Genomic DNA, 21,091 nt, shown 5'->3' with positions numbered 1-21,091 from the left:
CGCGGCCGGCGGCGGCGTCCGGCGGCCTGCGGCGCTTCCTCGTCGGCGGGTCAGCGGGTCAGCGGGTCATTCCGGCACGCATTCCAGCGTGAACACCGGCACCTCGGCGCGTCGAGCGAGCCACACGCCGCCGCCCAGGTTCCTGAAGTTCCTCGACAGCCCGCGGCGGTACACCTCGGCGCGGTGCCGAAAGAGCAGGGGATCGGTGAGTTCCTCGTCCACGACGTCGTTCTCGTAGTCCTCCAGCGTCACCGCCTCCACGTAGAGGGCGCCGTGGCTCAGGGTCCCGAGGTTGCGCAGGGCCTGCTTCAGGTCGGCGGGGCTCAGGTAGGCCAGGACGCCCTGGCAGATGACGAAGTCGAACGGCTTCGCGGCGGCGTGGTCCACGACCGAGCCGCGTTCCCAGCCATAGCGCCGGCACAGGTAGTCGCTGACCTCCACGCCATGGTAGCTCGCCTGCGGAAAGTGGCGCATCACGATGTCGCGCCACAGGCCCACGCCGCAACCGATGTCCAGGACGCGATGCACGGGAACGCGCAGGTACTGGAGATAGGAACTCACGAAGGCGCCCAGTCGTTCGACGTGCAGCCGATCGGCCACCCTGGTCTTCTTGTCGAAATAGAAGCGGTCGTAATACGACTCGTCGAAGGTGGCGGCGTCGGCGGATTCCATGCCCGGATGCTAACCCGCAGGCATCGACGGTGGCACCACGGGCGTGCCCGCGCATCCGATGCGGCGGACGATCGACGGGCAAATCGGGGTCGCGAGCGCACCAACGATGAGAGACTCGTCGCATCCTGCTCGCCGTCGATCCTCCAGGAGCCATGCCATGAGCCGTCTCACCGCCAAGGACTTCCAGCCCGAACTGCTGGAACTCTACGACTTCTACGTCCACGGCCGCATCGGCCGGCGCGACTTCCTCGATCGCGCGGGCAGGTTCGCCGTCGGCGGCCTGACGGCCGGGGCGCTGCTGACCGCGCTGAGCCCGGACTACGCGCTGGCGCAGCAGGTCCGTTTCACCGATCCCGACATCCGGCCCGGCTACGTCCGCTACCCATCGCCCCATGGCCACGGCGACGTGCGCGGCTATCTCGTCGGCCCCGCGCGGACGACGGGACCGGTGCCGGGCGTGGTCGTCGTCCACGAGAACCGGGGCCTCAATCCCTATGTCGAGGACGTGGCGCGGCGCCTGGCCAAGGCCGGCTTCGTGGCGTTGGCGCCCGACGGCCTGAGCTCGCTCGGCGGCTACCCCGGCAACGACGACGAAGGGCGTGCACTGCAGCAGCGGGTCGATCCGCAGAAGCTGATGAACGACTTCCTCGCCGCCGTCGATTACCTGCGCGCCGGCGACCGGACCACCGGCCGGATCGGGATCACCGGCTTCTGCTACGGCGGCGGCGTCTGCCACGCGGCCGCGGTCGCGCATCCGGAACTGTGCGCGGCGGTGCCGTTCTACGGCCGTCAGGCCCGGCCCGAGGACGTGCCGCGCATCCGGGCGCCGATGCTGCTGCACTTCGCCGAAACCGATCCGGGCGTCAACGCCACGTGGCCGGCCTGCGAGGCGGCATTCAAGGCCGCCGGTACGACCTACGAGGCGCACGTCTACCCGGGCACCGGCCACGGCTTCCACAACGACTCGACGCCGCGCTACGACGAACCGGCCGCCAGGCTCGCGTGGGACCGGACCCTCGGCTGGTTCCGGCGTCATCTGGCCTGATGCCGGCGACGCCGCCCGGTCGGCCGAGCCCGCGTCCACGACGGCCAGGGAGCCACGCGCGCGGGATGCGTCGCGCGCGCGGCGCACCCCCGGCGCGGCAGGGTCGAAACCGGCTCAGTCGGGCTTGATTCCCGTCTCCCGGACCAGCTTGTCGTAGCGCTGACGCTCCGAACGCACCAGCGTCGCGAACTGGGTGCTGCCGCCGGGCGTCACGTCGCCGCCGACGGCGGTCAGGCGTTCCTTGACTTCCGGTGTCGCCAAGGCTTTCTGGACCTCGGTGTACAGCCGCTCGACGATGGACCCGGGCGTCCCGGCCGGCGCCACGAGCCCGTACCACACCGACGCCTCGAAGCCGGGATAGCCCGACTCGGCGATCGTCGGCGCGTCCGGAAAGATGCGGGTGCGGCTCGCGCCGAGCGTCGCGATGATCTTCAGCTTGCCGCTCCTGACGTGCGGCAGCGCCTCCAGCGCGTTGACCGCGACCAGCGGGACCTGACCGCCGATCGTGTCGGTGATGGCCTGCGACCCGCCCCGGTAGGGCACGTGCTGCAGGTCGATGCCGGCGGTCTTGGCGAACAGTTCCACCGCCATGTGCGGGGTCGCGCCGTTGCCCGGCGTCGCGTAGGCCACCGAATCGGGCTTCGCCTTCGCGGCGGCCACGAGGTCCGGGAGGGTGCTGTAGGGCACGGACGTGTTCGCGGCGATGACCACGGGCACGCGACCGACCTGCGCGATCAGGACCAGGTCGCGTTCGGCGTCGAACGGGATCGGCTTGTAGAGCGCCATGTTGGCTGCCAATGCATTGGCCGCCAGCATCAGCGTGTGGCCGTCCGGCGCGGCGGCGATCACGGACTTGACCGCGATGTTCGTGCCCGCGCCGGGCTTGTTCTCGATGATGAAGGGCTGCCCCATGCTGGCGGACAGGCTCTGCCCGAGGGTGCGCGCCACGATGTCGACGGCACCGCCGGCGGAATAGCCCACGACGAGTTTGACGGGACGGTCAGGATAGGCGGACTGGGCCCACGCCGGGCCGAGGGCGAGCGACCCGGCGGCGGCGAGCAGGGCACGGCGTCTGGAGAGCAGGAATCCGGACATCGGACAACTCCTTGTGGAATGGAAGAGGGGGGAAGGCGCCGCGGTGCCGCGCGCATCAATTGCCTGCGGCCAGTCGCCGGTCGATCCAGGCGAAGGCATCGAGCACGTCATAGTTGCCCGCGTGCCCCTGGTCCCAGTGGAGGGCGAAGTCGATGTCCTTGACTCTGACATCGGCCTTCAGCGCGCGGCTCAGGTTGTAGGCCACGGTGAACGACGTGTCGCGGTCGCGCGCGCCGACGCGGATGCGCCAGTGCGTCGCGATGCCGTCGGTCTTGCCGATGTAGGCCAGTGCGTTGATCAGCTTGTACTGGTCGAGCAGGAAAGCCTGTCTGGGACTGGCGGCCCAGGTGACACCGGTGTTCTTCAAGCCGACATCGACCTGCGCGGCGTTGACCGCGTCGCCGCCGTTGTTGTTGTTCCACGCGTACTCGGTGAAGTTGGAATAGACCTGGGAGGCGGTGCCGAACAGGTTCGATTCACCGCCGCTGTAGTTGCCGTTGACGACCGCGCCGGCCCGGGTGGTGTCGGCCGTGGCGGTCGCCGCGAGGGCCGGGGTCTGGCCGATCTGGTCGAACGCCGGCAGGGCCTTGAGCCGGGCCTGCTTGGCGACGAACTTGAGGTAGTTCGACAGGTCGAAGAACGTCACCGTGCCGGTCGCATCGACGTCGATGAAGTCGTTCCTGTAATACAGGGTGCCGCTGCCGCCCGCCACGCCGTTGGCCGCGGCGCTGCCGTAGGCGCCGTAGGCGACGAAGGGTGAGCCGGCCTTGACGTGGGCGCTGGCCGCCTTCGTGAATTCGGTTCGCAGGGCGTCGAGCATGTTGTCGGCGGTCAGCGGCGCGCCGGCCTCGTTCCGCAGCCCCAGGCTCGCCTGGTAGGCCACGAACTTCCGCAGCAGCGCGGCGCTGCCGGCGGGGTCCGGGTTGGAGGCGCGCACGAGTTCGTTGCCGGCCGCGTCGACGATCAAGCCCGCCTTCTGGTCGGCGGAAACCAGCTTGCGGGTGTCGAGGACGTTGAACATCCACTCGTAGGCGAGGTCGGCGCTGCCCAGGTCCTGGATCGGGCAGTAGGCCACGGCGGCATAGACGCCGTCGCCGATCAGGCTCCGGCCGTCCGCGTCGATGCCGGCCGCGCCGACGGCCTTCAGGTAGGGTAGGTAGTCCGCGCTGTCGCCCGTGGCCGCGAGCTGCGCGGTCTGCGCGCCGCCGCCGCTGGTGCCGTTGACCACGATGCGGTTCGCGCTGCCCGGCATCGCGCCGTCGTTCAGGCGCAGGTAGCGCACGGCGGCCTTGGCGTCGACGATGGCCGCCGGCGCCTTGCCCGGGTAGATGCCGTCGTCGTAGACACCGGCGGGCGCGGTGGCGCCACGGCTGCGCGATGCCATGTTGACGTACACGAAGCCGCGCTTCAGTGCGGCGCCGCGCTTGTCGGTGTCGCTCGTGCTGACGTAGACGCCGCCGTCGACGATGTCGGCGCCGCGGTAGTTGGCGTTGGTGATCGGCGTCGAGCCGTTCCAGCCGCCCAGGCCGCCCTGGTAGCTGGCCAGCCAGCCGGCGTTGTTGACGTTGAGCAGGATGGCGTTGTCCTGCCGGGCGGCGTCGGCCTCGCGCACGAAGACGTTCATGTTCTGGTAGCCGCAGGTCTGGTTGTCGACCGCGCCGGCCGCCTGCGTGGGCGCCAGCCGCATCGGCCTGCCGACGAAGCACAGTTCCCGGTACCAGCGCACCGGGGTGCGGACGCCGTCGAGGGTGACGGTGATGGTCGTGTACCGGGTGCTGTCGAAGGCCAGCGCGCTGTCGTAGGCACCGGCAGCGACGGGCGTGGTGGGCGTCGTCGGTGAGGTCGGCGTGGTGACGACGGGCGTGGTGCCGGCATCGCCGTCGCCGCCGCAGGCGGTCAGGAGGCCGGCGGCCGAAAGCGTGGCGATGGCCGCTGCGAGCGTGCGAAGGTGGAATCGTTTGTGCATGAGCGTCTCCTGTGTTTGTTCGAGGCTGATCGATGGCATCGCGGAACTCAGAACGTGTGGCGCACGCCGAGCGCGACGCCGGTCTGCGACGCGCCCGCGGCGGGTGCGCCGCCGGCGGCGGCGTTGCTGACGGAGATCGCCGAGGTGCCGTCGTTCGAGATCCGTCCGGCCGTGGCGTAGACCGCCGTTCGCCTGGACAGCGCGTAGGTGGCTTTCACGGCGAACAGGCCGGCTTCGTTGGCGCTGTCCTTGAAGTTCAGGGCGAAGTACTGGGCGTCCAGCGTCAGCAGCGGTGTGAGGGCATAGGACGCGCCCAGGTACCCGAGGTCGCTGCGCGGCGTCGCGGCGCTGCCTTCGTTGCGGCGCGAGATGACGCCGGCGCCGACCTTGACCACGTCGGCCACCTTGACCCAGCCCGCCACGGTGGCGCGGCGGTCCTTCAAGGCACTGCCGGTGAGACCCGCGAAGGCACCGGGCCCACCCCTGAACTCGTCGACGGCGGCGACGACGCCCCAGTTCGTCTGGTCGTACTTGAGCATGGCCGACCACTGGCGGCACGCCTTGGAATCCGTAGCGCTCTCGCCCGGGCAGTTGGTGCCGGCCGGCGTCGGGCCGGCGTTCACCGTGTCACGGCCCAGGCTGTAGGTCGCGCCGACCGTCAGACCGCCGAACGTGCCGCGGTAGGCCAGCGAGTTGTCGACCCGCGCATTGGGCAGGTAGCTGTCGAGCGATGCCGATCCGAAGGCGTTGGGACCCAGGATGTCGGCGTCGAGCTGCGACCAGTACAGCATCGAGTACTGCCGGCCCGCCGTCACGCTGCCCCAGTCGCCCGACAGGCCCACGAAGCTCTGGCGGCCGAACGCCCGCCCGCCTTGGTTGAGCGTTCCCGAGTCGACGCCCAGACCTTGCTCCAGCGTGAAAACGGCCCTGAGTCCGCCGCCGAGGTCTTCGCTGCCCCGGAAGCCCAGGCGCGAGGGGAAGCTGCCCGTCAGGCCGGGCATCCGGGTCAGGCCGCCCTGGGCCGTGCCCACGTGGTTCAGGTGCTCGACCGCCTGGTCGAGGATGCCGTAGAGGGTGACCGTCTGAGCCTGCGCGGAGCACCCGAGGGTGGCGAGCAAGGCCGAGGCGATGAGTTGTCTTCTCATGAGTTGTCTTCTCGAATTGGAACAGGCCATGGCCCGGAGACGGCGATGGACGCCGGGTGCGAGTCTGTTCACATCCCGCCGGCCGAGGGGTGAGTTCCGATGTCGGAGAGGTGACTTTTATTTATCAGCTCGTCGCGGCGTTCGCGACGAGACGACCGAGGCGTTGGCGACCACCGACCTGATCTCCTGCGCGAGGGCCCGCGTGCCGGGCGATGGAAACGCGCCCAGGCGCTGGGTCAGGCCGATCTCGCGCCGGGTGCGATCCAGCGGGAAGTCGACGACGGCCAGGCTGCCGTCGCGGATCTCGTAATGCAGTTGATGCGCCGAGATGGCCGTGATCATGTCGCTCTCGATCAGCAGGCCGCGCAGGATGGCCAGATCGCCCGTTTCGACGGCCGGGTCCGGCGGAATCTCCTCGGCTTCGGAGAAGAACCGCTTGAGCAGTTCGCGCGAGGGCGAGCCGTTGCGCGACAGCACCCACCGGGCCCGACGCAAGGTGTCGAAGTCGATCCGGGTGCTCTTCAGGAGCGGATGACCCGCGCGTGCGATCACGGCGATGCGGTCCTCGAACAAGGGTTCCTGCTGCAGGTCCCTGTTCTGGTCGCCGTCGCGCAAGGCGCCGAAGATGAGATCGACGTCGCCATTGCGCAACCCGGCCACCAGGGCGTCGTAGGGGCTCTCGACCGTCGCCACGTGCAGGCCGGGATGGCGTCGGAGCAGGGCCGCGATGGCCAGCGGAAGGATCAGCGTGCGGCCCAGCGGCAGGGCGCCGACGACGACGCTGCCCTGCAGGCATCCCTCGTTGGCGGCGATGTCGGGTCCGATGCTGCGCAGTTCGGCCAGCACGCGCTTGAAGTGGAAGGCGATGATGTCGCCCGCCAGGGTGGGCGCCAGCCCGCCGGCCTTGCGCTCGAACAGGGGCACGCCCAGACCGGTCTCCAGATCCCGGAGTGCGCTGCTGATGGCCGGCTGCGTGATGCCGAATTCGCGCGCCACCATCGGCATGTTGCGCTTCTCGACCAGGCTCGCGACGACGGCCAGGCGGCGCCCGTTGAGCATCGAGTTGAACAGGGCACTCACATCCGCCGACGCCTGGATGCCGCCTCGCGCCACCAGCTGGGCACGGCCGAGCTCGAATTCGGCGTCGATGCGGTGCGCCCTCGCCAGCACCAGTTCGCCGTAGGAATTCAGGGTCACGCCACGCGCCCGTCGATCGAACAGCGGCCGGCCCAGTGCGGCTTCGAGTTCGGTGATGGCGCGCGTCACGCCCGACGGGACACGAAAGAGATGCTCCGCCGCGCCGGCGATGCTCCCTGCCGCAGCGACGGCCGACAACGCGCGCAGGTGCCGCAGATTGATGCCGAGCGGAGTGACCCGGGCAGGCCGCTGCTGATTCCGTCGGGCGTTCACTGGGGCGAGGTCGATCCGGCGAGAGGGAAGGGCTTCCGGGCCGGGCGGACGGCAGGCTCGGCGGCCGTCAGGCCGGCGCCAGACCGTGACGGCGCTTGGCCTCGGCGCTGGCGGGCGACGCCAGGAAGTCGAGCAGCCCGCGCACGGCATCGGACGGCGCCTCGCCGCCGGTCACGGGCGCCGCCGCGAACACCGTGTGGATCTGCACGTCCGGCGGCAGCGGCCCGACCAGCCGGATGCCCGCGACGCCCATCAATTCGCTCAGTTGCTGGAAGCCCAGGTCGACGTCGCCGCGCGCGACCAGCGAGGCGACCGGGACGCCCGGCGGCGCCTGCACCAGGCGGTCGCGCACGCGGTCGGCGATGCCCCAGCGCTCGAACAGCGCCACCAGCGCGACGCCGCTCGGCCCGGTGGAGTAGCCGATCCGCGCCGCGCCCTCGACGGCCGTGCGCAGGGCCGCGCCGCTGGCGATGTCCGGCACCGGTGCCGCCGCGCCCACCGCGACGCCGACGCCGGAGCGCGCCACGTCGATGCGGCCGACCGCGTCGGCACGGCCGGCGGCCACCAGCCGGTCGATGGCGTCGGCCGCCAGCGCGACGACGTCGAAGGACTCGCCCGCGAGCACGCGCCGCGCCGCTTCGACGCCGCCCACGGCCAGGAACGACACCGGCACGCCGGAGCGCGCGGCATGCACGGCGGCCAGCTCGTCGAGCAGCCCGCGCGTGGCCATCGAGCAGATGCCACGGATCGGGGTCGGGGTCGGCGCCGCGTTCATGGACCGAAAGTCGCCGTGCCGCCGGGCTGCAGGGTCAGCAGCCGCGTGCCGGTGCCGGCGCCCAGCGCGCTCGCGAAAGCTTCGGGCGTGCCCTTGGCCAGCGGGTTGGCGCCGTAATGCATCGGGATCACGAACTTCGGCCGGAGCCAGGCGCGCGTGGCGTGGGCCGCGTCGACCGGATCCATCGTGAAATGGCCGCCGATGGGCATCAGCACCAGGTCGGGCCGGTAATAGTCGGCGATGAACTTCATGTCCGCGAACAGACCGGTGTCGCCCATGTGGTAGATGCGGAAACCGTTCTCCAGCTCGATGACGTAGCCCACCGGTTCGCCGCCGGGATGGACCTCGTCCTTGCCGCTGGCGGGGTTCTTCCAGACCACGACCGAGGAGTGTTCGGCGTGCACGGCCGTCACCTTGATGCCGGGCGCTGGACTGACGGTGCCGCTCTTGCCGAAGCGCGGCGCCAGCGCCACCGGCAGGATGCCCAGCACGCCGACGGTCTGGTTCATGTCCGCCGGCGCGTGCATCGGCACCTGGTGCATCTGCGCCAGCGCGGGCGCGTCGGCGAAGTGGTCGAGGTGGCCGTGCGTGACCAGCAGCACGTCGACCTTGCCCAGCGCCTCGAGGTTCTTGTAGGCCGGTGGCGTCGTCGGGTTCTGCCGGAGCCACGGATCGATCACGATGACCTTGCCGCCCGGCGTGGCGATGCGGAAGGCGGCCTGGCCGAGCCACAGCACCTCCGTGCGGCCGGCGGCGGCCGGCGGGGCCGCGGCGCCGGGCGCGCTCAGGGTGACGGCCATGGCGGGCGGCGGCGGGCTGGCGCAGCCGGCGACGAGGCCACCGGCGAGCGCGCATGCCGCGAGCAGCGGGAGCAGGCGCGAGGCCGGGCGTTTCTTGCGGACGGACATGGTCGGAAGCTCCTCGATCCGGTGGGCGGACCGCGACGGGACGGGCATCGGGAAATCGGATGAACGGGGCAACGGCGTGGCTTCGCCGGCTCAGTGCGAGGCCGAGGTCGAAGGTGCCGCCGCGTCCCACGACTGCGGCGCGGCGTCCTTGCCCGCGACCGAGTACAGCGCGCCGGGCGCGTTGCGGGTCTGCTGGAACTGTTCCAGCGTCTCGCCGCGCATGGCGGCGTAGATGTGCAGGTTGGACACGCCGACCACCGCGCCCAGCTTCTCCAGCATGAAGAAGATGACGCCGTGGTGGATGAGCCCGCGCCAGTCGCGCCGGCGCACCAGGTCGCGCTCGGCCGAGGTCAGCCCGGCGCGCTCGAAGGCGGCCTCCTCGTCGGCCAGGAAGGCGGCGCGGTGGGCCGGCTCGACCATGGCGTGGAGGAACTTGTTGAGCCGGTAGGCCCGCACGCTGGTCTCCAGCGAGAACGGGTAGGTGCCTTCCAGCGCCTCGGCGCCGGCGAGCTGCTCGTCGACGTGGCGCAGGTGGCGCCTGGCCTCGCCGGCGACCGGCGCGCTGGCCAGGTTCTCGTAGATGGCGGTGGCGATGCCGGTCATCGAGGGCAGGTAGTAGCTCTGGTGGAGCTTGCGCACGTTCGACGACAGGGCGCCGCGCATGACCAGCCACATGATGACCTCGGCGCCCTCCATGCCGCCGAGCGTGGCCAGCTCGGCCTGCGTCATCTCGGTGATGCGCACCGGATCGTTCTCGATCAGGTCGAGGAAGCGCGCGTCCCAGGCCGGGTTGTTGAAGCCCGCGCGCTCGCCGTGGACCTGGTGCGACAGGCCGCCGGTGGCGACGATGGCCACCGACAGGTCCTCCGGATAGCTGTCGATGGCGCGCCGCAGGGCCTGGCCGAGGCGCCAGCAGCGCCGCGCCGAGGGCACGGGCGACTGCAGCACGCCGATCTGCAGCGGCACCACCGGCATCGGCCAGTCCGGCGCGTGCGGGCACAGCAGCGACATCGGCGAGAACACGCCGTGGTCGAGCGCGCGGTCCTGGAAGAAGGACATGTCGAACTCGTCGGCCACCAGCGAGCGGCCGATGTGCCGCGCCAGCGCCGGATGGCCGGCGAGCGCGGGCAGGTCGCGCGCGCCGCCGCCCTCGTCGGCCACGCGGTGCGTCTCGCCCACGCCCAGCGAGAAGGCCGAATAGTGGTCGAAGAAGAACGAGCTGACGTGGTCGTTGTAGATGAAGAACAGCACGTCGGGCTTGTTCTGGGCCAGCCAGCGCTGCACCGGCGCGAAGGCCTCGAAGATGGGCGCCCAGACGGGGTCCTGCTGCTTGTTCTTGTCGAACGCGAAGCCGATGGTGGGCGTGTGGGAACAGGCGACGGCGCCGATGATGCGAGCCATGAACTTCTCCTTGCGCGGCCTCAGTCCAGCGAGACCTTGGCCTTCTTGATGACGTCGGCCTGGCGGGCCGATTCCGAGCGCACGAACTGCTCGAACTGCACGCGCGTGACCGGGAAGGGCTCGTAGCCGAAGGCGGCGAACTTGGCCTTGAAGTCGCTGTCGGCCAGGGCCTTCTCGACGTCGCGGCGGATCTTGTCGGTCACGGCCGCGGGCAGGCCCGGGGGCGCGGCCAGCGTGGTCCAGCCGATGACCTCGAAGCCGGCCGGGCCGCCCGACTCGGCCACCGTGGGCACGTCCGGGAACGCCGGGTGGCGCACCGGCGCGGCCACGGCCAGGTAGCGCAGCTTGCCCGCGCGCTGCATCGCGCCGGCGCTGCCCAGCGTGCCGAGCGCGAAGGACAGCTCGTTGGTCGCCACGGCGGTGTAGAGCTGCGAGGTCTCCTTGTAGACCACGTGCGACATCGTCGTGCCGGTCATCGACTCGAACAATGCCGAGCCCAGGTGCACCGGGTTGCCGATCGACCACGAGCCGTAGTTCAGCTTGCCGGGGTTGGCCTTGGCGTCGGCGACGATCTCGCCGACCGACTTGTACTTGCTGTCGGTCGAGACGGTGAAGAAGAAGTTGGTGCGGAACAGCGGGGCGATCTGCTCGAAGTCCTTGACCGGGTCGTAGGGCAGCTTCTTGAACAGCGACGGGTAGGCCGTCAGGTGGACGTTGTCGAGCTGGATCAGGTCGTAGCCGTCCTTGTTGCCGCGCTTGAAGGCGTCGATGGCGATGAAGCCGTTGCCGCCGGGGCGGTTCTCCACCGTGACGGGCTGGCCCCAGGCGCGACTGAGCTTGTCGGCCAGCAGACGCACCACGCCCTCGGGACCGCCGCCGACCGGGAACGGCGTGATGATGCGCACCGGGCGGTTCGGGAAGTCCTGGGCGGCGGCCGTCGTCGGCAGGGCCGAGAACGCGGCGCAGGCGCCGGCCGCGGCGGCCAGGGCGGCGAAGCGGCGGCGCGTCGTCGCGCGGGGGGCGGTGCGGGGGATCCGGGTGTCTCTCATCTCGTTCGTCTCCAAGGAATGCGGGTTGCGTGCGATGGGATGGCGCCGCGCTTCAGTCGATGTAGCGCAGGCCGGCTCGGGCCAGGGGCTCGCGCATAGCGTACATGTCGAGGCCGAGTTCGCCAGCGGCGAAACGCGCACGCTTGTCGGTTTCGCCGGCTTCGCGCGTTGCGGCGGCGTCGGCCACCTCCCGCGCCCGCGCCGCCGGCACCACCACCACGCCGTCGACGTCGGCGACGATCACGTCGCCCGGGTTCACCAGCGCGCCGGCGCACACCACCGGCACGTTGACCGAGCCGAGCGTCGCCTTGATGGTGCCCCGGGCGTGGACGGCCCGACTGAACACCGGAAAACCCATCGCGGTGAGGTCGCGCACGTCGCGCACGCCGCCGTCGATCACCAGCCCCTTGCAGCCGCGCGCCTGGAACGAGGTCGCCAGCAGGTCGCCGAAGAAGCCGTCGGTGCTGTCGGCCGTGCAGGCCGCCACCACCACGTCGCCGGGGCGGATCTGCTCGGCGGCCACGTGCATCATCCAGTTGTCCCCGGGCTGCAGCAGCACGGTGACGGCCGGGCCGCAGCAGCGCGCCTCCGGATAGATGGGACGGATGCGCGGCGCCATCAGGCCGAGCCGGCCCATGGCCTCGTGCACGGTCGAGACGCCGAAGCGCGAGAGCCGTTCGACGGCCGCCGGGTCGGCACGCCCGATGGTGCGGCGCACGACGCCGAGCTGCTGGAACGAGGGTTGCGCGTTGTCGGTCATGGTCAGAGTCCTCTGTCTTTCAGGGCGCGGTCCAGCCGCGGGTACACGCGGCGCGCGTTGCCTTCGAAGACCTGGTGGCGCGTGGCCGCGTCGAGCTGCGGCGTCGCGTCGATGTAGCGGCGCGTGTCGTCGAAGTAATGACCGGTCTGCGGGTCGATGCCGCGCACGGCGCCGATCATCTCGCTGGCGAACAGGATGTTCTCCACCGGAATCACCTTGGTCAGCAGGTCGATGCCCGGCTGGTGGTAGACGCAGGTGTCGAAGAAGATGTTCTTCAGCAGGTGGTCCTCCAGCAGCGGCTTCTTCATCTCCTGGGCCAGGCCGCGGAAGCGCCCCCAGTGGTAGGGCACCGCGCCGCCGCCGTGCGGGATCACGAAGCGCAATGTCGGGAAGTCCTTGAACAGGTCCGAGGTCAGGCACTGCATGAAGGCGGTGGTGTCGGCATTGAGGTAGTGCGCGCCGGTGGTGTGGAAACAGGCGTTGCAGCTGGTGCTCACGTGGACCATGGCCGGGATGTCGAGCTCGACCATCTTCTCGTAGATCGGGTACCAGTGGCGGTCCGACAGCGGCGGGCTGGTCCAGTGACCGCCGGACGGATCGGGGTTCAGGTTGATGCCGACGAAGCCGTACTCCTTGACGCAGCGCTCCAGCTCCGGGAGGCAGGTGGCCGGGTCGACGCCCGGGGACTGCGGCAGCATCGCCGCGCCGATGAAGTGGTCGGGGAACAGCCCGGCGACGCGGGCGCACAGCTCGTTGCAGATCGCCGCCCAGGTCGAGGAGACTTCGAAGTCCCCGACGTGGTGCGCCATGAAGCTCGCGCGCGGGCTGAAGATGGTGAGGTCGCTGCCGCGCTCCTTCATCAGGCGCAGCTGGTTCTGCTCGATGGACTCGCGCAGCTCGTCGTCGCTGATCTTCAGGTCGGCGACCCGGGGCTTCAGCGCCGCATCCTGGATGCCGGCGATCTGCCGGTTGCGCCAGGCCTCCAGGGCCTTGGGCGCGGTCGTGTAGTGGCCGTGGCAGTCGATGATCATGGGAGTTCGCTCGCTGGAGGGTGTTTGCTGGGCGCCAGTGTCGGCGCGAAACGCCGCGCCATGGATGACTTCGATTTGGGTTGCCGTCACACTTTTTTATCGCCGAGGGTCGACATCGGGGCCGGTGGCACGGGAATGCCGCGAACTTGTCGACGTCCGGAGGATCTCTCGTCAGGGGAGACGCCTTGCCCGTTCAGGGCGGTCCGGGGCCGCCGGGTGCGGCCGTCGCCGAAGAAGGGAAGTTCCGATGACGCATCGAAAGCAATGGGCCTGCCTCGCGGCGAGCGTCCTGTCGTGCGCGGTGGCGAGCGCGGCGTGCCACGGATCGCGGTCGTTCCAGACCTGCAGCGACGATCCGGGCCGCAGCGAGGACGTCCGCCGCCCGGGCGAGGGGATGCCGTCCCGCGACGGTCCCTCGCCGGCCGGCAACGCCCGCAGTCCACCCGCGCCACCATCGCCGGGCGACGCCAGGGCTCGCCAGGGCGCGGCGGCCGACGGCGGCGCCGGGGGTGGCACGAGCCAGAACTACGGTGGCACGACCTACCGCCAGGGCATCGACAACCGGGGCCGCTTCTACAACAGGACCTGCACGGCCACGGGCTGCTTCTAAGCCGGACCGGCCACCGGCGGGCGCGTCGCGCCGCTCGCCGCGCCGCCCGAGGCCGGTCGTCGCGTCGGTTCCCGCACGCCTCGCCGGGCGCGCGACCCGGGTCGTCGTCGACCGGCACCGGGACCCGGCGCCTGCGCGCGTTCCAGGGTTGCGCGCCCGGCGGATTCCGCCGTCCTTCCATCGTCCACGGTGGACCTCGCCGTCCATGCGTCCCGCGGGTGGTGCGGGACGGCGACGGCTCCGGGTCGGGCCCTGCTCAGGCGAAGCGATCGTCGTCGAACGAAGCGCCGTCGTCGAATCCGGACCAGTCCGCGCCGGCATCGTCGGCCAGCCGGCGGATGTCGCCGCCACCGTCGCCCGTGCCGCCGCTGCCGCCATCCCCGTAGAAATTCTGGGTGACGTTCTCGATCACCTCGGTCGTGCCGCCGCCGCCGTTCCCGCCGCCGCCCCCCAGTCCCAGGAAACCGCCGCCGTCGCCACCGCCGTGGCCGCCCTTCATCAGGTGCTCGATGCCGTTGAAGAGGAACATGCCTCCCGCCACGCCGGCGGCGGCGGTGGCGGCCTGACCCAGGAAGCCGGCGCCACCGCCGCCGCGCGCCGACGCGGCGGGGGCCGAAGCGCCGAAGAGCCGTTCGCGCCATCCGGGCGCGGGCGCCGCCGCGGATGCCGTCGCCTGGGCGTCGGATTGGGCCGGACGACCCGGCGTGTAGGCGTCGCGGTCGACCGCGTCGCGCCCGAAGCCCGGTTCCAGTCCGCGCTGCAGGAAGGCCGCGCCGCCGGGATCGGCCGGCGCCGCCGGAGGGCGCAGTGCCAGCTGGCGGCGCGCGTCCTCCAGGGCGTGCTCGAGCAGCAGGGTCCGCTGCACCAGCAGGTAGAGCGCGTCCGGCTGCGTGGCCAGGCGGTCGCGGATGAGCGCATCGGCCTGCGGGTCCTTCTGCACGCCGTGCACCGCCGTCAGGCGCTGCAGCATGTTCTCGAGCATGGAAAGTTCCTGGGGGGTCATCTCGGTCCTTCTTCATCGGCCTGGAAATGGCCGCGGCCGTATGGAGTCGCCGACGGTGCCGGATGTTCCCGCGCCGTCGAGGCGTGCGCCCGGCCCCGCGCGCTCAAGTTCCCATGGGAACGGACGATAGACGACGGGGAAAGTGCCCGCGGGGGAATGCGTTTCGCGCGGCGGGTGCTCCGGCTCTCAAACGAAAAAGGTTTCGATGTTCTTGTCTCGTGCGACGTTGGCGATGCGTCTGGTGGCGGCCTTCGGGCTGGTGTGTCTGGTGATGGCGTTGGCCGCGGGGGTCGGCATCTGGCGACTGGCCGAGCTGCGCGGCCTGGCGGACGACCTCGGCGGCCCGTCGGCCGAGCGTGCCCTGCTGGCACGCGAACTGCAGGGCATCGTGGTGATCAGCGCCCACCGGGCCGAGACGCTGCTGGAACTCGGCGACAACCCGGCCTTCGTCGCGCGCATCGATGCGGACCGCAAGGCGACCTCCATCCGTTCCGAGGCCGTTCGCAAGCGGCTCGAGGAACTGGCGACCGACGACGAGTCGAAGCGGCTCTTCGCGGCGGTCGACCGCGCCGGCAATGCCTTCCGCCAGGTGCGCGACGGCCTGGTCCGGCGCCGCAAGGCCGGCGAGACCCTGCCCGCCGACACCGTGGCGCTGCGCCTGCGGCCCGCCGCCGACGCCTATGCGAAGTCGCTCGAGGACTTCGCCGGCTTCCAGCGCGAACAGGTCGTCCAGGCGCGCGCCGAAGCGGCCCGCAACGCGGGCACCGGCATCTGGCTGCTTGCCGTGGGGTCGTTGCTCGGACTGGCGGTCGGCGCCGTCAGCGCGTGGCTGCTCAGCCGCTCGATCCTGGGGCCGCTGCAGCGGGCCTCGCAGCTCGCCTCACGGATCTCGCAGGGCGACCTGACCGCCGGGCCGCCGCCGGCGCGACCCGGCAGCCGCGACGAGGTGCGCGCCATGCTGGGCGAACTCGGTCTCATGCAGGCCCGGCTGGTCGGTCTGGTGGGCCGGATGCACGACGCGGCCGATCACGTGGCGATGGCCAGCGCCGAGATCGCCACCGGCAACAACGACCTGGCCGCGCGCACGGAACAGTCGGCTTCCAATCTGGAGGAACTCGCCGCGAGCATGGAGGAGCTGGTGTCCACCGTGCGGCAGACGGCCGACGCGTCGCGCCAGGCGAGCGGTCTGGCGCAGGTGGCGGGCGACACCGCCCGCGACGGTCGCGACGCGGTCGCCAGGCTGGTGACCACGATGACCGGCATCGCCGCCTCGTCGGGCCGGATCTCGGAGATCACCGGCGTCATCGACGGCATCGCCTTCCAGACCAACATCCTGGCGCTGAACGCCTCGGTCGAGGCGGCCCGGGCCGGGCAGCAGGGGCTCGGGTTCGCCGTGGTGGCGGCGGAGGTGCGCAACCTCGCCCAGCGCTCGGCCGTCGCCGCGCGCGAGATCGGCGGCCTGATCGCCGACAGCGTGCGGCAGGTCGACGAAGGCGCCCACCTGGCGCAGGCCGCCGGGGCGACCATGGGCGAGATCGTCGATTCGGTCTCGCGTGTGACGGCGATCATCGGAGAGATCACCGTGGCCACCGGCGAGCAGAGTCTCGGGCTCGGCCAGGTCGGCGATGCCGTGAGCCACCTCGACCGGATGACCCAGCAGAATGCCGCGCTGGTGGAGGAGTCGTCGGCCGCCGCCGAAGCGCTGCGCGATCAGGCGCAGCAGCTGTCGTCCCTGGTGGGCACCTTCAGGCTGCCGGCCTGAACCGGGTCGAGGCCGTTCGGCGGGCGTTCGGGTGTGCGGCGAAGAAGCGCAGCATCTCGGTGCTGGCGTCGGGACCCTGCGCATCGGCGAAGGACCCCCGCGTCGATCCGCCCGACCAGGCATGGCCCGCGCGGTGGACGATCCAGTGTTCCGCCAGCACGGCGCCATCGGCGCGCCGGTGCAGTCGACGGGTGCAGGCCCGTTCGTTGATGCTCAACCGCTGTTCCTCCACCGCGCAGGCGCCGCCCGCGCAGGAAGCGACGACGCGCTCGGCGTTGTCCAGGTGGACCACCTTGTCGTCGTCGCCGTGGAAGACGATGGTCGGCATCGCCGTGCGGGCGCCGTCGGCGATCGGCAGTTCGCCCCGCATCGCCGCCAGGGCGGAACCCACGTCGTGGGCCAGGCCGGCCGCCAGCCCGGAATGCACGCCCACGCCGGCGAAGAGTTCGGGGTACTCGCGTCCCATGACCGTCGCCATGGCGCCGCCCGCGGAGAGGCCGGCGACGTAGACCCGGCGGGCGTCGATCGGATGGGCCTGCATGACCGAGCGCGTCAATGCCGCCAGCAGGGCCGGTTCTCCCCGGTCGCGCCGCTGATGGTCGGGGTCGAACCAGTGCCAGCATTTCTGCGGATGGGCCTTGGACGACTGGGCCGGATACAGGACGGCGAAGCCGGCGGCCGCGGCCGCCTCGTTCATCGAGGTGCCGGCGATGAAGCCGTCGAGGTCCTGCGAGTGGCCGTGCAGCATGACGACCAGCGGAAGCGCCTTCCTGGTCGACGTCGACGCCGAGGCGGGCAGGAAGAGCCGGTAGTCGATCGACCCGCCATCGGCGTCGAGGAAGCTCGCGGCCGAGACGTGTCCCCGTCGGACGGGCGAGGCGTCGATGCCGGAGGTCGTCGCGGGATCGGTCGACGAAAGGAAAGGCGGCACGAAGAAAGGGGTCGCGAAGGCGCATGCGAGATCGAGCCAGAACGTCATGGGAGATGCAGTCGTGCCGCGGTGTGGGTTGAATCGATCGAGTCACGACGATGGGGCCGTGGCGCGTGCCCGACCCGCTCGGATGGCGCCGAAGCGATGTAGGGCGCGGGCTCCTGCGCGTGCCGACGATCGGGAGGCTGCGCGTGCGGTCATCGAGGCCGTGCCCGCGAGCCGCCTCAGAACCCGGGCGGCGGCACCAGGTCCTTGTGGGGATCGAGCAGGAACTTCTCGCCGGTCGCGCGCTTGCCGTAGACGGCGATCGTCTCGGGCTGCAGCATTTCGGCGAGCGACACCTCCCGGGCGTAGCGGCTCGCGAAGGTGGTGGTGAGTTCATCGGCCACCCGCTGCTTGAGCCGCTGCGCGGCGTCGGGGCCGATCTTCTGCAGGAAGGGGAACAGCAGCCAGCCACCGATGCCCCAGGCCATGCCGAAGTTGACGTCGATCTCGGTCGTTCGGGTGTCCAGGCGACCGTAGAGGTACACCTGCTTGTGCGTCGTCGAGCCGTAGCGGCTGTACTCCCGCGCCGTGCGGCCGAGCGCCGCTTCCATGCAACGCAGGATCGTGCCCGCGAGCGGACCGCCGCCGGTGGCGTCGAAGGCGAGGGTGGCGCCGGTGGCCACCAGGGCCTCGGTCAGGTCCTGCGCGAAGGCGGGCGCGCTCGCGTCGCACACGTGCGTCGCGCCGATCGACTTCAGCAGATCGACCTGTTCCGGCCGGCGCACGATGTTCACGAGGCCGATGCCGTCCTTCAGGCAGATGCGGTTGAGCATCTGTCCGAGGTTGGACGCGGCGGCCGTGTGGACCAGCGCCTGGTGGCCTTCGCGCCGCATCGTCTCGACCATGCCCAGGGCGGTCAGCGGATTGACGAAGGACGATGCGCCCTCGGCGGCCGTCGCGCCGTCGGGCAGCGGCAGGCACTGGTCGACCGGCAATGCCCGGTACTGCGCGTACGTCGCGCCGCCGAGCACCGCGACGGTCCGGCCCAGCAGCGCCTGCGCCGCCGGCGACGCACCGGCCCGGACGACCCGCCCGGCGCCCTCGTTGCCCACCGGCAGCGACTGGCCGACGCGTCCGGCCATGGCCTTCATCGCGGCCTCGGGCACGCGGGCGGTGACCACGGGGCGCGCGGCCGTGCCCGCGACCTTCACCGTGCGCAGGTCGGCGGCGCCGAACAGCAGGCCGAGGTCGGACGGGTTGATGGGCGCGCCCTGAAGGCGCACCAGCACCTCGTCGTCGGCGGGGACGGGAATCGGCACGCGCTCGAGCGTCACACGCAGTTCGCCCTCGGGCGTGACGAGGGAGCGGAGCTGGAGGGCGGTAGGGTCGGTGTCGGTCGTCATGGGGTGCCTGGTGGTCTTGGTGTTTCCGGGGAGCGGAGGCGGATCCTATGGCGCCGCCCGGCGTCGGGATGTCGGCTCAGACCGGGCTTTCCGCGCAGCGGTCGGCCATCGGCAGGTCCGCGGGCCGGCGGGCGATGGATTCGCCCGCCGTGCGCGTGGGCAGGTCGTGCCGGGTCGGCAGGTGCCAGAACAGCATGAGGCAGGTCAGGTTCGCTTCCCGGATTTCCGTCGGCGTCCGTTCGCTCGTCGTCTCGATGGCCTTTCAGATCGCGATCCAGTGAATCGGCCCGGTGATTTCCATCGGATCGATAAAAGACTTAAAGACGTCCAATTCGAAGGGGCGCCTTCCACGGTGAAAAAAACCGGGCCTCCTCGCGCCCGAGTCGTTCGGACGAGGCAATTCGAGCTCGAAAAAGCATGTCCGCGCCGGCCGACGTCGGATCACGTTTTCCCGATGCTTGGAAAACCCGGAGAAATGGACGAATAGCGATCCTCGATCGGCGCAATAGCCAACGACGACGATCCGGTTTCCAGGAATTAATCGACGCGCTTTTACTGATGGACGAATCGAGAATGCGGGTCGACGTCGTTCGATCGCACGTCGGTCCCTGGAAACTCGCCGTTTAAAGGAAAAGTGTTCATTGCAGGCCTCGACATCGCATGGAGGCGGTTTCGTGAAATTCTTCACCGAATGGGATCGACGTTCCACGGTCGATCCGAATCCACGCCCTTTCGCCTGCCGTATGTCCTGAATCGTTTTCTTTTCGAGGGCGCCCGATGCGCCGGATCATCGAGTTTCTATTAATGAATTAGTATTATTGTTTTTTATTATCGACTTCCTGTTTCCAATGATTTGAAGGAATCAGGCAATCAGTCCGTGTGCGAAAAGACGTCCCCGTGGGCGCTCGGGAAGCATCCGGAGCCACCCGAATCGACGAGCGAACGATTTCGGTCCGGAGGGTTGGCACTCACCGCAGGCAGTCGATCGCCGCAAGTTTTGAATCGTCTGGAATCCCATCGCAATGAAAAATCTGTCCACTAGACAACTTCTCGTCGGTACCTTCGTGGTATTGGCCTTCCTGGTATTGGTCGTCAGCTTGCTGGCCATGCGCTCGCTGCATTCTTCGGACGAGCGGTTTTCCGGCTATGTCCATGGCATCGGCGAGCGCCAGAGCCTGCTCTCGGATGTGAGGGCCGCCGCCAACCGGCGCGCCATCGGCGTGCGGGACATGGCGTTGGTCACGACGGCCGCCGAACGCGATGCCGGCAAGGCGATGGCGGTCAGCGCCAACGAGGATCTGCATGCCGGGCTGAAAAGCCTGAGAGCCCTCATCGGCAATGGCGCCGATGTCTCGGATCGCGAGCGGGTGCTGTTCGACAAGATCGAGCGTGTCGAAGCCAGATACGAACCGGTGGCGCTCTCGATCGTCGAATTGGCGTCCTCCGGCAGGCGCGACCAGGCCATCGAAACGATCAACACGGTCTGCCGTCCCCTGCTTTCCGAATTGCTGGCGACGATCAGGGAAAACGTCGAAGTCAACAAAGAGCAATCGAAGGTCGATGTCGAGTCCTCGGCGGCGGCCTATGCCAGCCAGAGGAACCTCCTCCTGGGTCTCGGCGTCTTCGCCGTCCTGGCCGCGATCGCGCTGGGACTGTTCGCCACCCGCCGCGTCCTCGGCGAACTGGGTGCGGAGCCGGCCGAGCTGAGCGTGGCGGCGCAGCGCGTGGCGCGCGGCGACCTGGGCGAGATCGCCGGGGCGAGGCAGGCGGCCCCGGGCAGCGTGCTGGCCTCCATGGGAGCGATGCAGGCGCAGCTGGTGGGCCTCATCGGTCAGGTGCGCGCCTCGGCCGACAGCATCGCCGCGGCGAGCTCGCAGATCGCCCAGGGCAACAACGACCTGTCGAGCCGCACGGAGTCGCAGGCCTCCGCGCTGGAGGAGACGGCCGCCTCCATGGAGGAGCTCAACTCCACCGTCAAGCAAAACGCGCACAACGCCCGAGAGGCCAACCAGCTGGCCGACGGCGCAAGCGCGGTGGCGCGCCGAGGCGGCGAGGTGGTGGTGGAGGTGGTGGAGACGATGAAGGGCATCAACGACAGCAGCCGCAGGATCGCCGACATCATCGGGGTGATCGACGGCAT

18 protein-coding genes are annotated in these 21,091 nt (G+C 70.4%); 4 read left to right on the top strand and 14 right to left on the bottom strand.

Going from position 1 to position 21,091, the window contains the following annotated elements; all coding sequences use genetic code 11:
• Positions 1-66: 66 nt before the first annotated feature.
• Entirely contained in the window at positions 67-672 is a 606-nt protein-coding gene (locus tag ABID77_RS17165) for a methyltransferase (protein WP_429598358.1), read from the bottom strand.
• 157 nt (positions 673-829) lie between these two features.
• On the opposite strand from ABID77_RS17165, the gene yghX reads away from it, so the two are divergent.
• A complete protein-coding gene (gene yghX, locus ABID77_RS17160) occupies positions 830-1,717 on the top strand; it encodes a YghX family hydrolase (RefSeq protein WP_429598356.1) in 888 nt (295 codons plus the stop codon).
• A 114-nt stretch (positions 1,718-1,831) separates the two neighbouring features.
• Here yghX and ABID77_RS17155 read toward each other — a convergent pair whose 3' ends face one another.
• From ABID77_RS17155 to ABID77_RS17110, 10 genes are all read right to left on the bottom strand, one after another.
• Complete coding sequence (locus ABID77_RS17155) at positions 1,832-2,812, bottom strand: Bug family tripartite tricarboxylate transporter substrate binding protein (RefSeq protein WP_429598354.1); 981 nt, start codon at positions 2,810-2,812, stop codon at positions 1,832-1,834.
• 55 nt (positions 2,813-2,867) lie between these two features.
• Positions 2,868-4,778 carry a subtype B tannase gene (locus tag ABID77_RS17150; RefSeq protein ID WP_429598352.1) on the bottom strand — a complete coding sequence of 637 codons (1,911 nt, stop codon included), beginning with the start codon at positions 4,776-4,778 and terminating at the stop codon, positions 2,868-2,870.
• A gap of 47 nt (positions 4,779-4,825) precedes the next feature.
• A complete protein-coding gene (locus ABID77_RS17145; RefSeq protein WP_429598350.1) occupies positions 4,826-5,923 on the bottom strand; it encodes a porin in 1,098 nt (365 codons plus the stop codon).
• A gap of 117 nt (positions 5,924-6,040) precedes the next feature.
• The gene (locus ABID77_RS17140) at positions 6,041-7,333 is read right to left on the bottom strand and encodes a LysR family transcriptional regulator (protein WP_429598348.1); all 1,293 of its coding nucleotides are present in this window, start codon (positions 7,331-7,333) and stop codon (positions 6,041-6,043) included.
• Between the two features lie 67 nt (positions 7,334-7,400).
• Complete coding sequence (locus tag ABID77_RS17135; RefSeq protein WP_429598346.1) at positions 7,401-8,108, bottom strand: substrate-binding domain-containing protein; 708 nt, start codon at positions 8,106-8,108, stop codon at positions 7,401-7,403.
• Positions 8,105-9,016, bottom strand: a complete 912-nt coding sequence (locus tag ABID77_RS17130) for a metal-dependent hydrolase (RefSeq protein ID WP_429598344.1) — start codon at positions 9,014-9,016, stop codon at positions 8,105-8,107. The genes ABID77_RS17135 and ABID77_RS17130 overlap by 4 nt, the downstream gene beginning before the upstream one ends.
• A gap of 90 nt (positions 9,017-9,106) precedes the next feature.
• Positions 9,107-10,417 (bottom strand): gallate dioxygenase, encoded by a 1,311-nt coding sequence (locus ABID77_RS17125; RefSeq protein WP_429598342.1) that lies wholly within the window; start codon positions 10,415-10,417, stop codon positions 9,107-9,109.
• 20 nt (positions 10,418-10,437) lie between these two features.
• On the bottom strand, positions 10,438-11,466 hold the full coding sequence (locus tag ABID77_RS17120) for a Bug family tripartite tricarboxylate transporter substrate binding protein (protein ID WP_429598340.1): 1,029 nt from the start codon (positions 11,464-11,466) through the stop codon (positions 10,438-10,440).
• Between the two features lie 52 nt (positions 11,467-11,518).
• Entirely contained in the window at positions 11,519-12,226 is a 708-nt protein-coding gene (gene ligK / locus ABID77_RS17115; protein WP_429598338.1) for a 4-carboxy-4-hydroxy-2-oxoadipate aldolase/oxaloacetate decarboxylase, read from the bottom strand.
• A 2-nt stretch (positions 12,227-12,228) separates the two neighbouring features.
• Complete coding sequence (locus ABID77_RS17110) at positions 12,229-13,257, bottom strand: amidohydrolase family protein (RefSeq protein WP_429598336.1); 1,029 nt, start codon at positions 13,255-13,257, stop codon at positions 12,229-12,231.
• A gap of 247 nt (positions 13,258-13,504) precedes the next feature.
• Here ABID77_RS17110 and ABID77_RS17105 point away from each other — a divergent pair, with 247 nt between their 5' ends.
• Positions 13,505-13,867, top strand: a complete 363-nt coding sequence (locus tag ABID77_RS17105; RefSeq protein ID WP_429598334.1) for a hypothetical protein — start codon at positions 13,505-13,507, stop codon at positions 13,865-13,867.
• Between the two features lie 256 nt (positions 13,868-14,123).
• On the opposite strand, the gene ABID77_RS17100 is transcribed toward ABID77_RS17105, so the two are convergent.
• Positions 14,124-14,870: a DUF2076 family protein gene (locus ABID77_RS17100; protein WP_429598332.1), complete on the bottom strand. Its 747-nt coding sequence runs from the start codon at positions 14,868-14,870 to the stop codon at positions 14,124-14,126.
• Positions 14,871-15,075: 205 nt separating this feature from the next.
• Here ABID77_RS17100 and ABID77_RS17095 point away from each other — a divergent pair, with 205 nt between their 5' ends.
• Positions 15,076-16,632, top strand: coding sequence for a methyl-accepting chemotaxis protein (locus ABID77_RS17095; RefSeq protein ID WP_429598330.1), 1,557 nt, complete (start codon positions 15,076-15,078; stop codon positions 16,630-16,632).
• Here ABID77_RS17095 and ABID77_RS17090 read toward each other — a convergent pair.
• Positions 16,616-17,611: an extracellular catalytic domain type 1 short-chain-length polyhydroxyalkanoate depolymerase gene (locus ABID77_RS17090; protein WP_429598328.1), complete on the bottom strand. Its 996-nt coding sequence runs from the start codon at positions 17,609-17,611 to the stop codon at positions 16,616-16,618. The genes ABID77_RS17095 and ABID77_RS17090 overlap by 17 nt on opposite strands.
• Positions 17,612-17,787: 176 nt before the next feature.
• Positions 17,788-18,951 carry a zinc-binding dehydrogenase gene (locus tag ABID77_RS17085; RefSeq protein ID WP_429598326.1) on the bottom strand — a complete coding sequence of 388 codons (1,164 nt, stop codon included), beginning with the start codon at positions 18,949-18,951 and terminating at the stop codon, positions 17,788-17,790.
• Positions 18,952-19,973: 1,022 nt separating this feature from the next.
• On the opposite strand from ABID77_RS17085, the gene ABID77_RS17080 reads away from it, so the two are divergent.
• Positions 19,974-21,091, top strand: a 1,118-nt coding sequence (locus ABID77_RS17080; protein WP_429598324.1) for a methyl-accepting chemotaxis protein, incomplete at its 3' end; no start/stop codon positions are given.

Source organism: Variovorax sp. PvP013, assembly GCF_050435945.1.
Lineage (GTDB): Bacteria > Pseudomonadota > Gammaproteobacteria > Burkholderiales > Burkholderiaceae_C > Variovorax.
This window is presented reverse-complemented; position numbering and strand designations above follow the sequence as displayed.

Excerpts from the sequence above, each read along its gene's own strand:
- ABID77_RS17165 (WP_429598358.1), bottom strand. The coding sequence starts at position 672 with ATGGAATCCGCCGACGCCGCCACCTTCGACGAGTCGTATTACGACCGC.
- yghX (WP_429598356.1), top strand. The coding sequence starts at position 830 with ATGAGCCGTCTCACCGCCAAGGACTTCCAGCCCGAACTGCTGGAACTC.
- ABID77_RS17155 (WP_429598354.1), bottom strand. The coding sequence starts at position 2,812 with ATGTCCGGATTCCTGCTCTCCAGACGCCGTGCCCTGCTCGCCGCCGCC.
- ABID77_RS17150 (WP_429598352.1), bottom strand. The coding sequence starts at position 4,778 with ATGCACAAACGATTCCACCTTCGCACGCTCGCAGCGGCCATCGCCACG.
- ABID77_RS17145 (WP_429598350.1), bottom strand. The coding sequence starts at position 5,923 with ATGAGAAGACAACTCATCGCCTCGGCCTTGCTCGCCACCCTCGGGTGC.
- ABID77_RS17135 (WP_429598346.1), bottom strand. The coding sequence starts at position 8,108 with ATGAACGCGGCGCCGACCCCGACCCCGATCCGTGGCATCTGCTCGATG.
- ABID77_RS17130 (WP_429598344.1), bottom strand. The coding sequence starts at position 9,016 with ATGTCCGTCCGCAAGAAACGCCCGGCCTCGCGCCTGCTCCCGCTGCTC.
- ABID77_RS17125 (WP_429598342.1), bottom strand. The coding sequence starts at position 10,417 with ATGGCTCGCATCATCGGCGCCGTCGCCTGTTCCCACACGCCCACCATC.
- ABID77_RS17120 (WP_429598340.1), bottom strand. The coding sequence starts at position 11,466 with ATGAGAGACACCCGGATCCCCCGCACCGCCCCCCGCGCGACGACGCGC.
- ligK (WP_429598338.1), bottom strand. The coding sequence starts at position 12,226 with ATGACCGACAACGCGCAACCCTCGTTCCAGCAGCTCGGCGTCGTGCGC.
- ABID77_RS17110 (WP_429598336.1), bottom strand. The coding sequence starts at position 13,257 with ATGATCATCGACTGCCACGGCCACTACACGACCGCGCCCAAGGCCCTG.
- ABID77_RS17105 (WP_429598334.1), top strand. The coding sequence starts at position 13,505 with ATGACGCATCGAAAGCAATGGGCCTGCCTCGCGGCGAGCGTCCTGTCG.
- ABID77_RS17100 (WP_429598332.1), bottom strand. The coding sequence starts at position 14,870 with ATGACCCCCCAGGAACTTTCCATGCTCGAGAACATGCTGCAGCGCCTG.
- ABID77_RS17095 (WP_429598330.1), top strand. The coding sequence starts at position 15,076 with ATGTTCTTGTCTCGTGCGACGTTGGCGATGCGTCTGGTGGCGGCCTTC.
- ABID77_RS17090 (WP_429598328.1), bottom strand. The coding sequence starts at position 17,611 with ATGACGTTCTGGCTCGATCTCGCATGCGCCTTCGCGACCCCTTTCTTC.
- ABID77_RS17085 (WP_429598326.1), bottom strand. The coding sequence starts at position 18,951 with ATGACGACCGACACCGACCCTACCGCCCTCCAGCTCCGCTCCCTCGTC.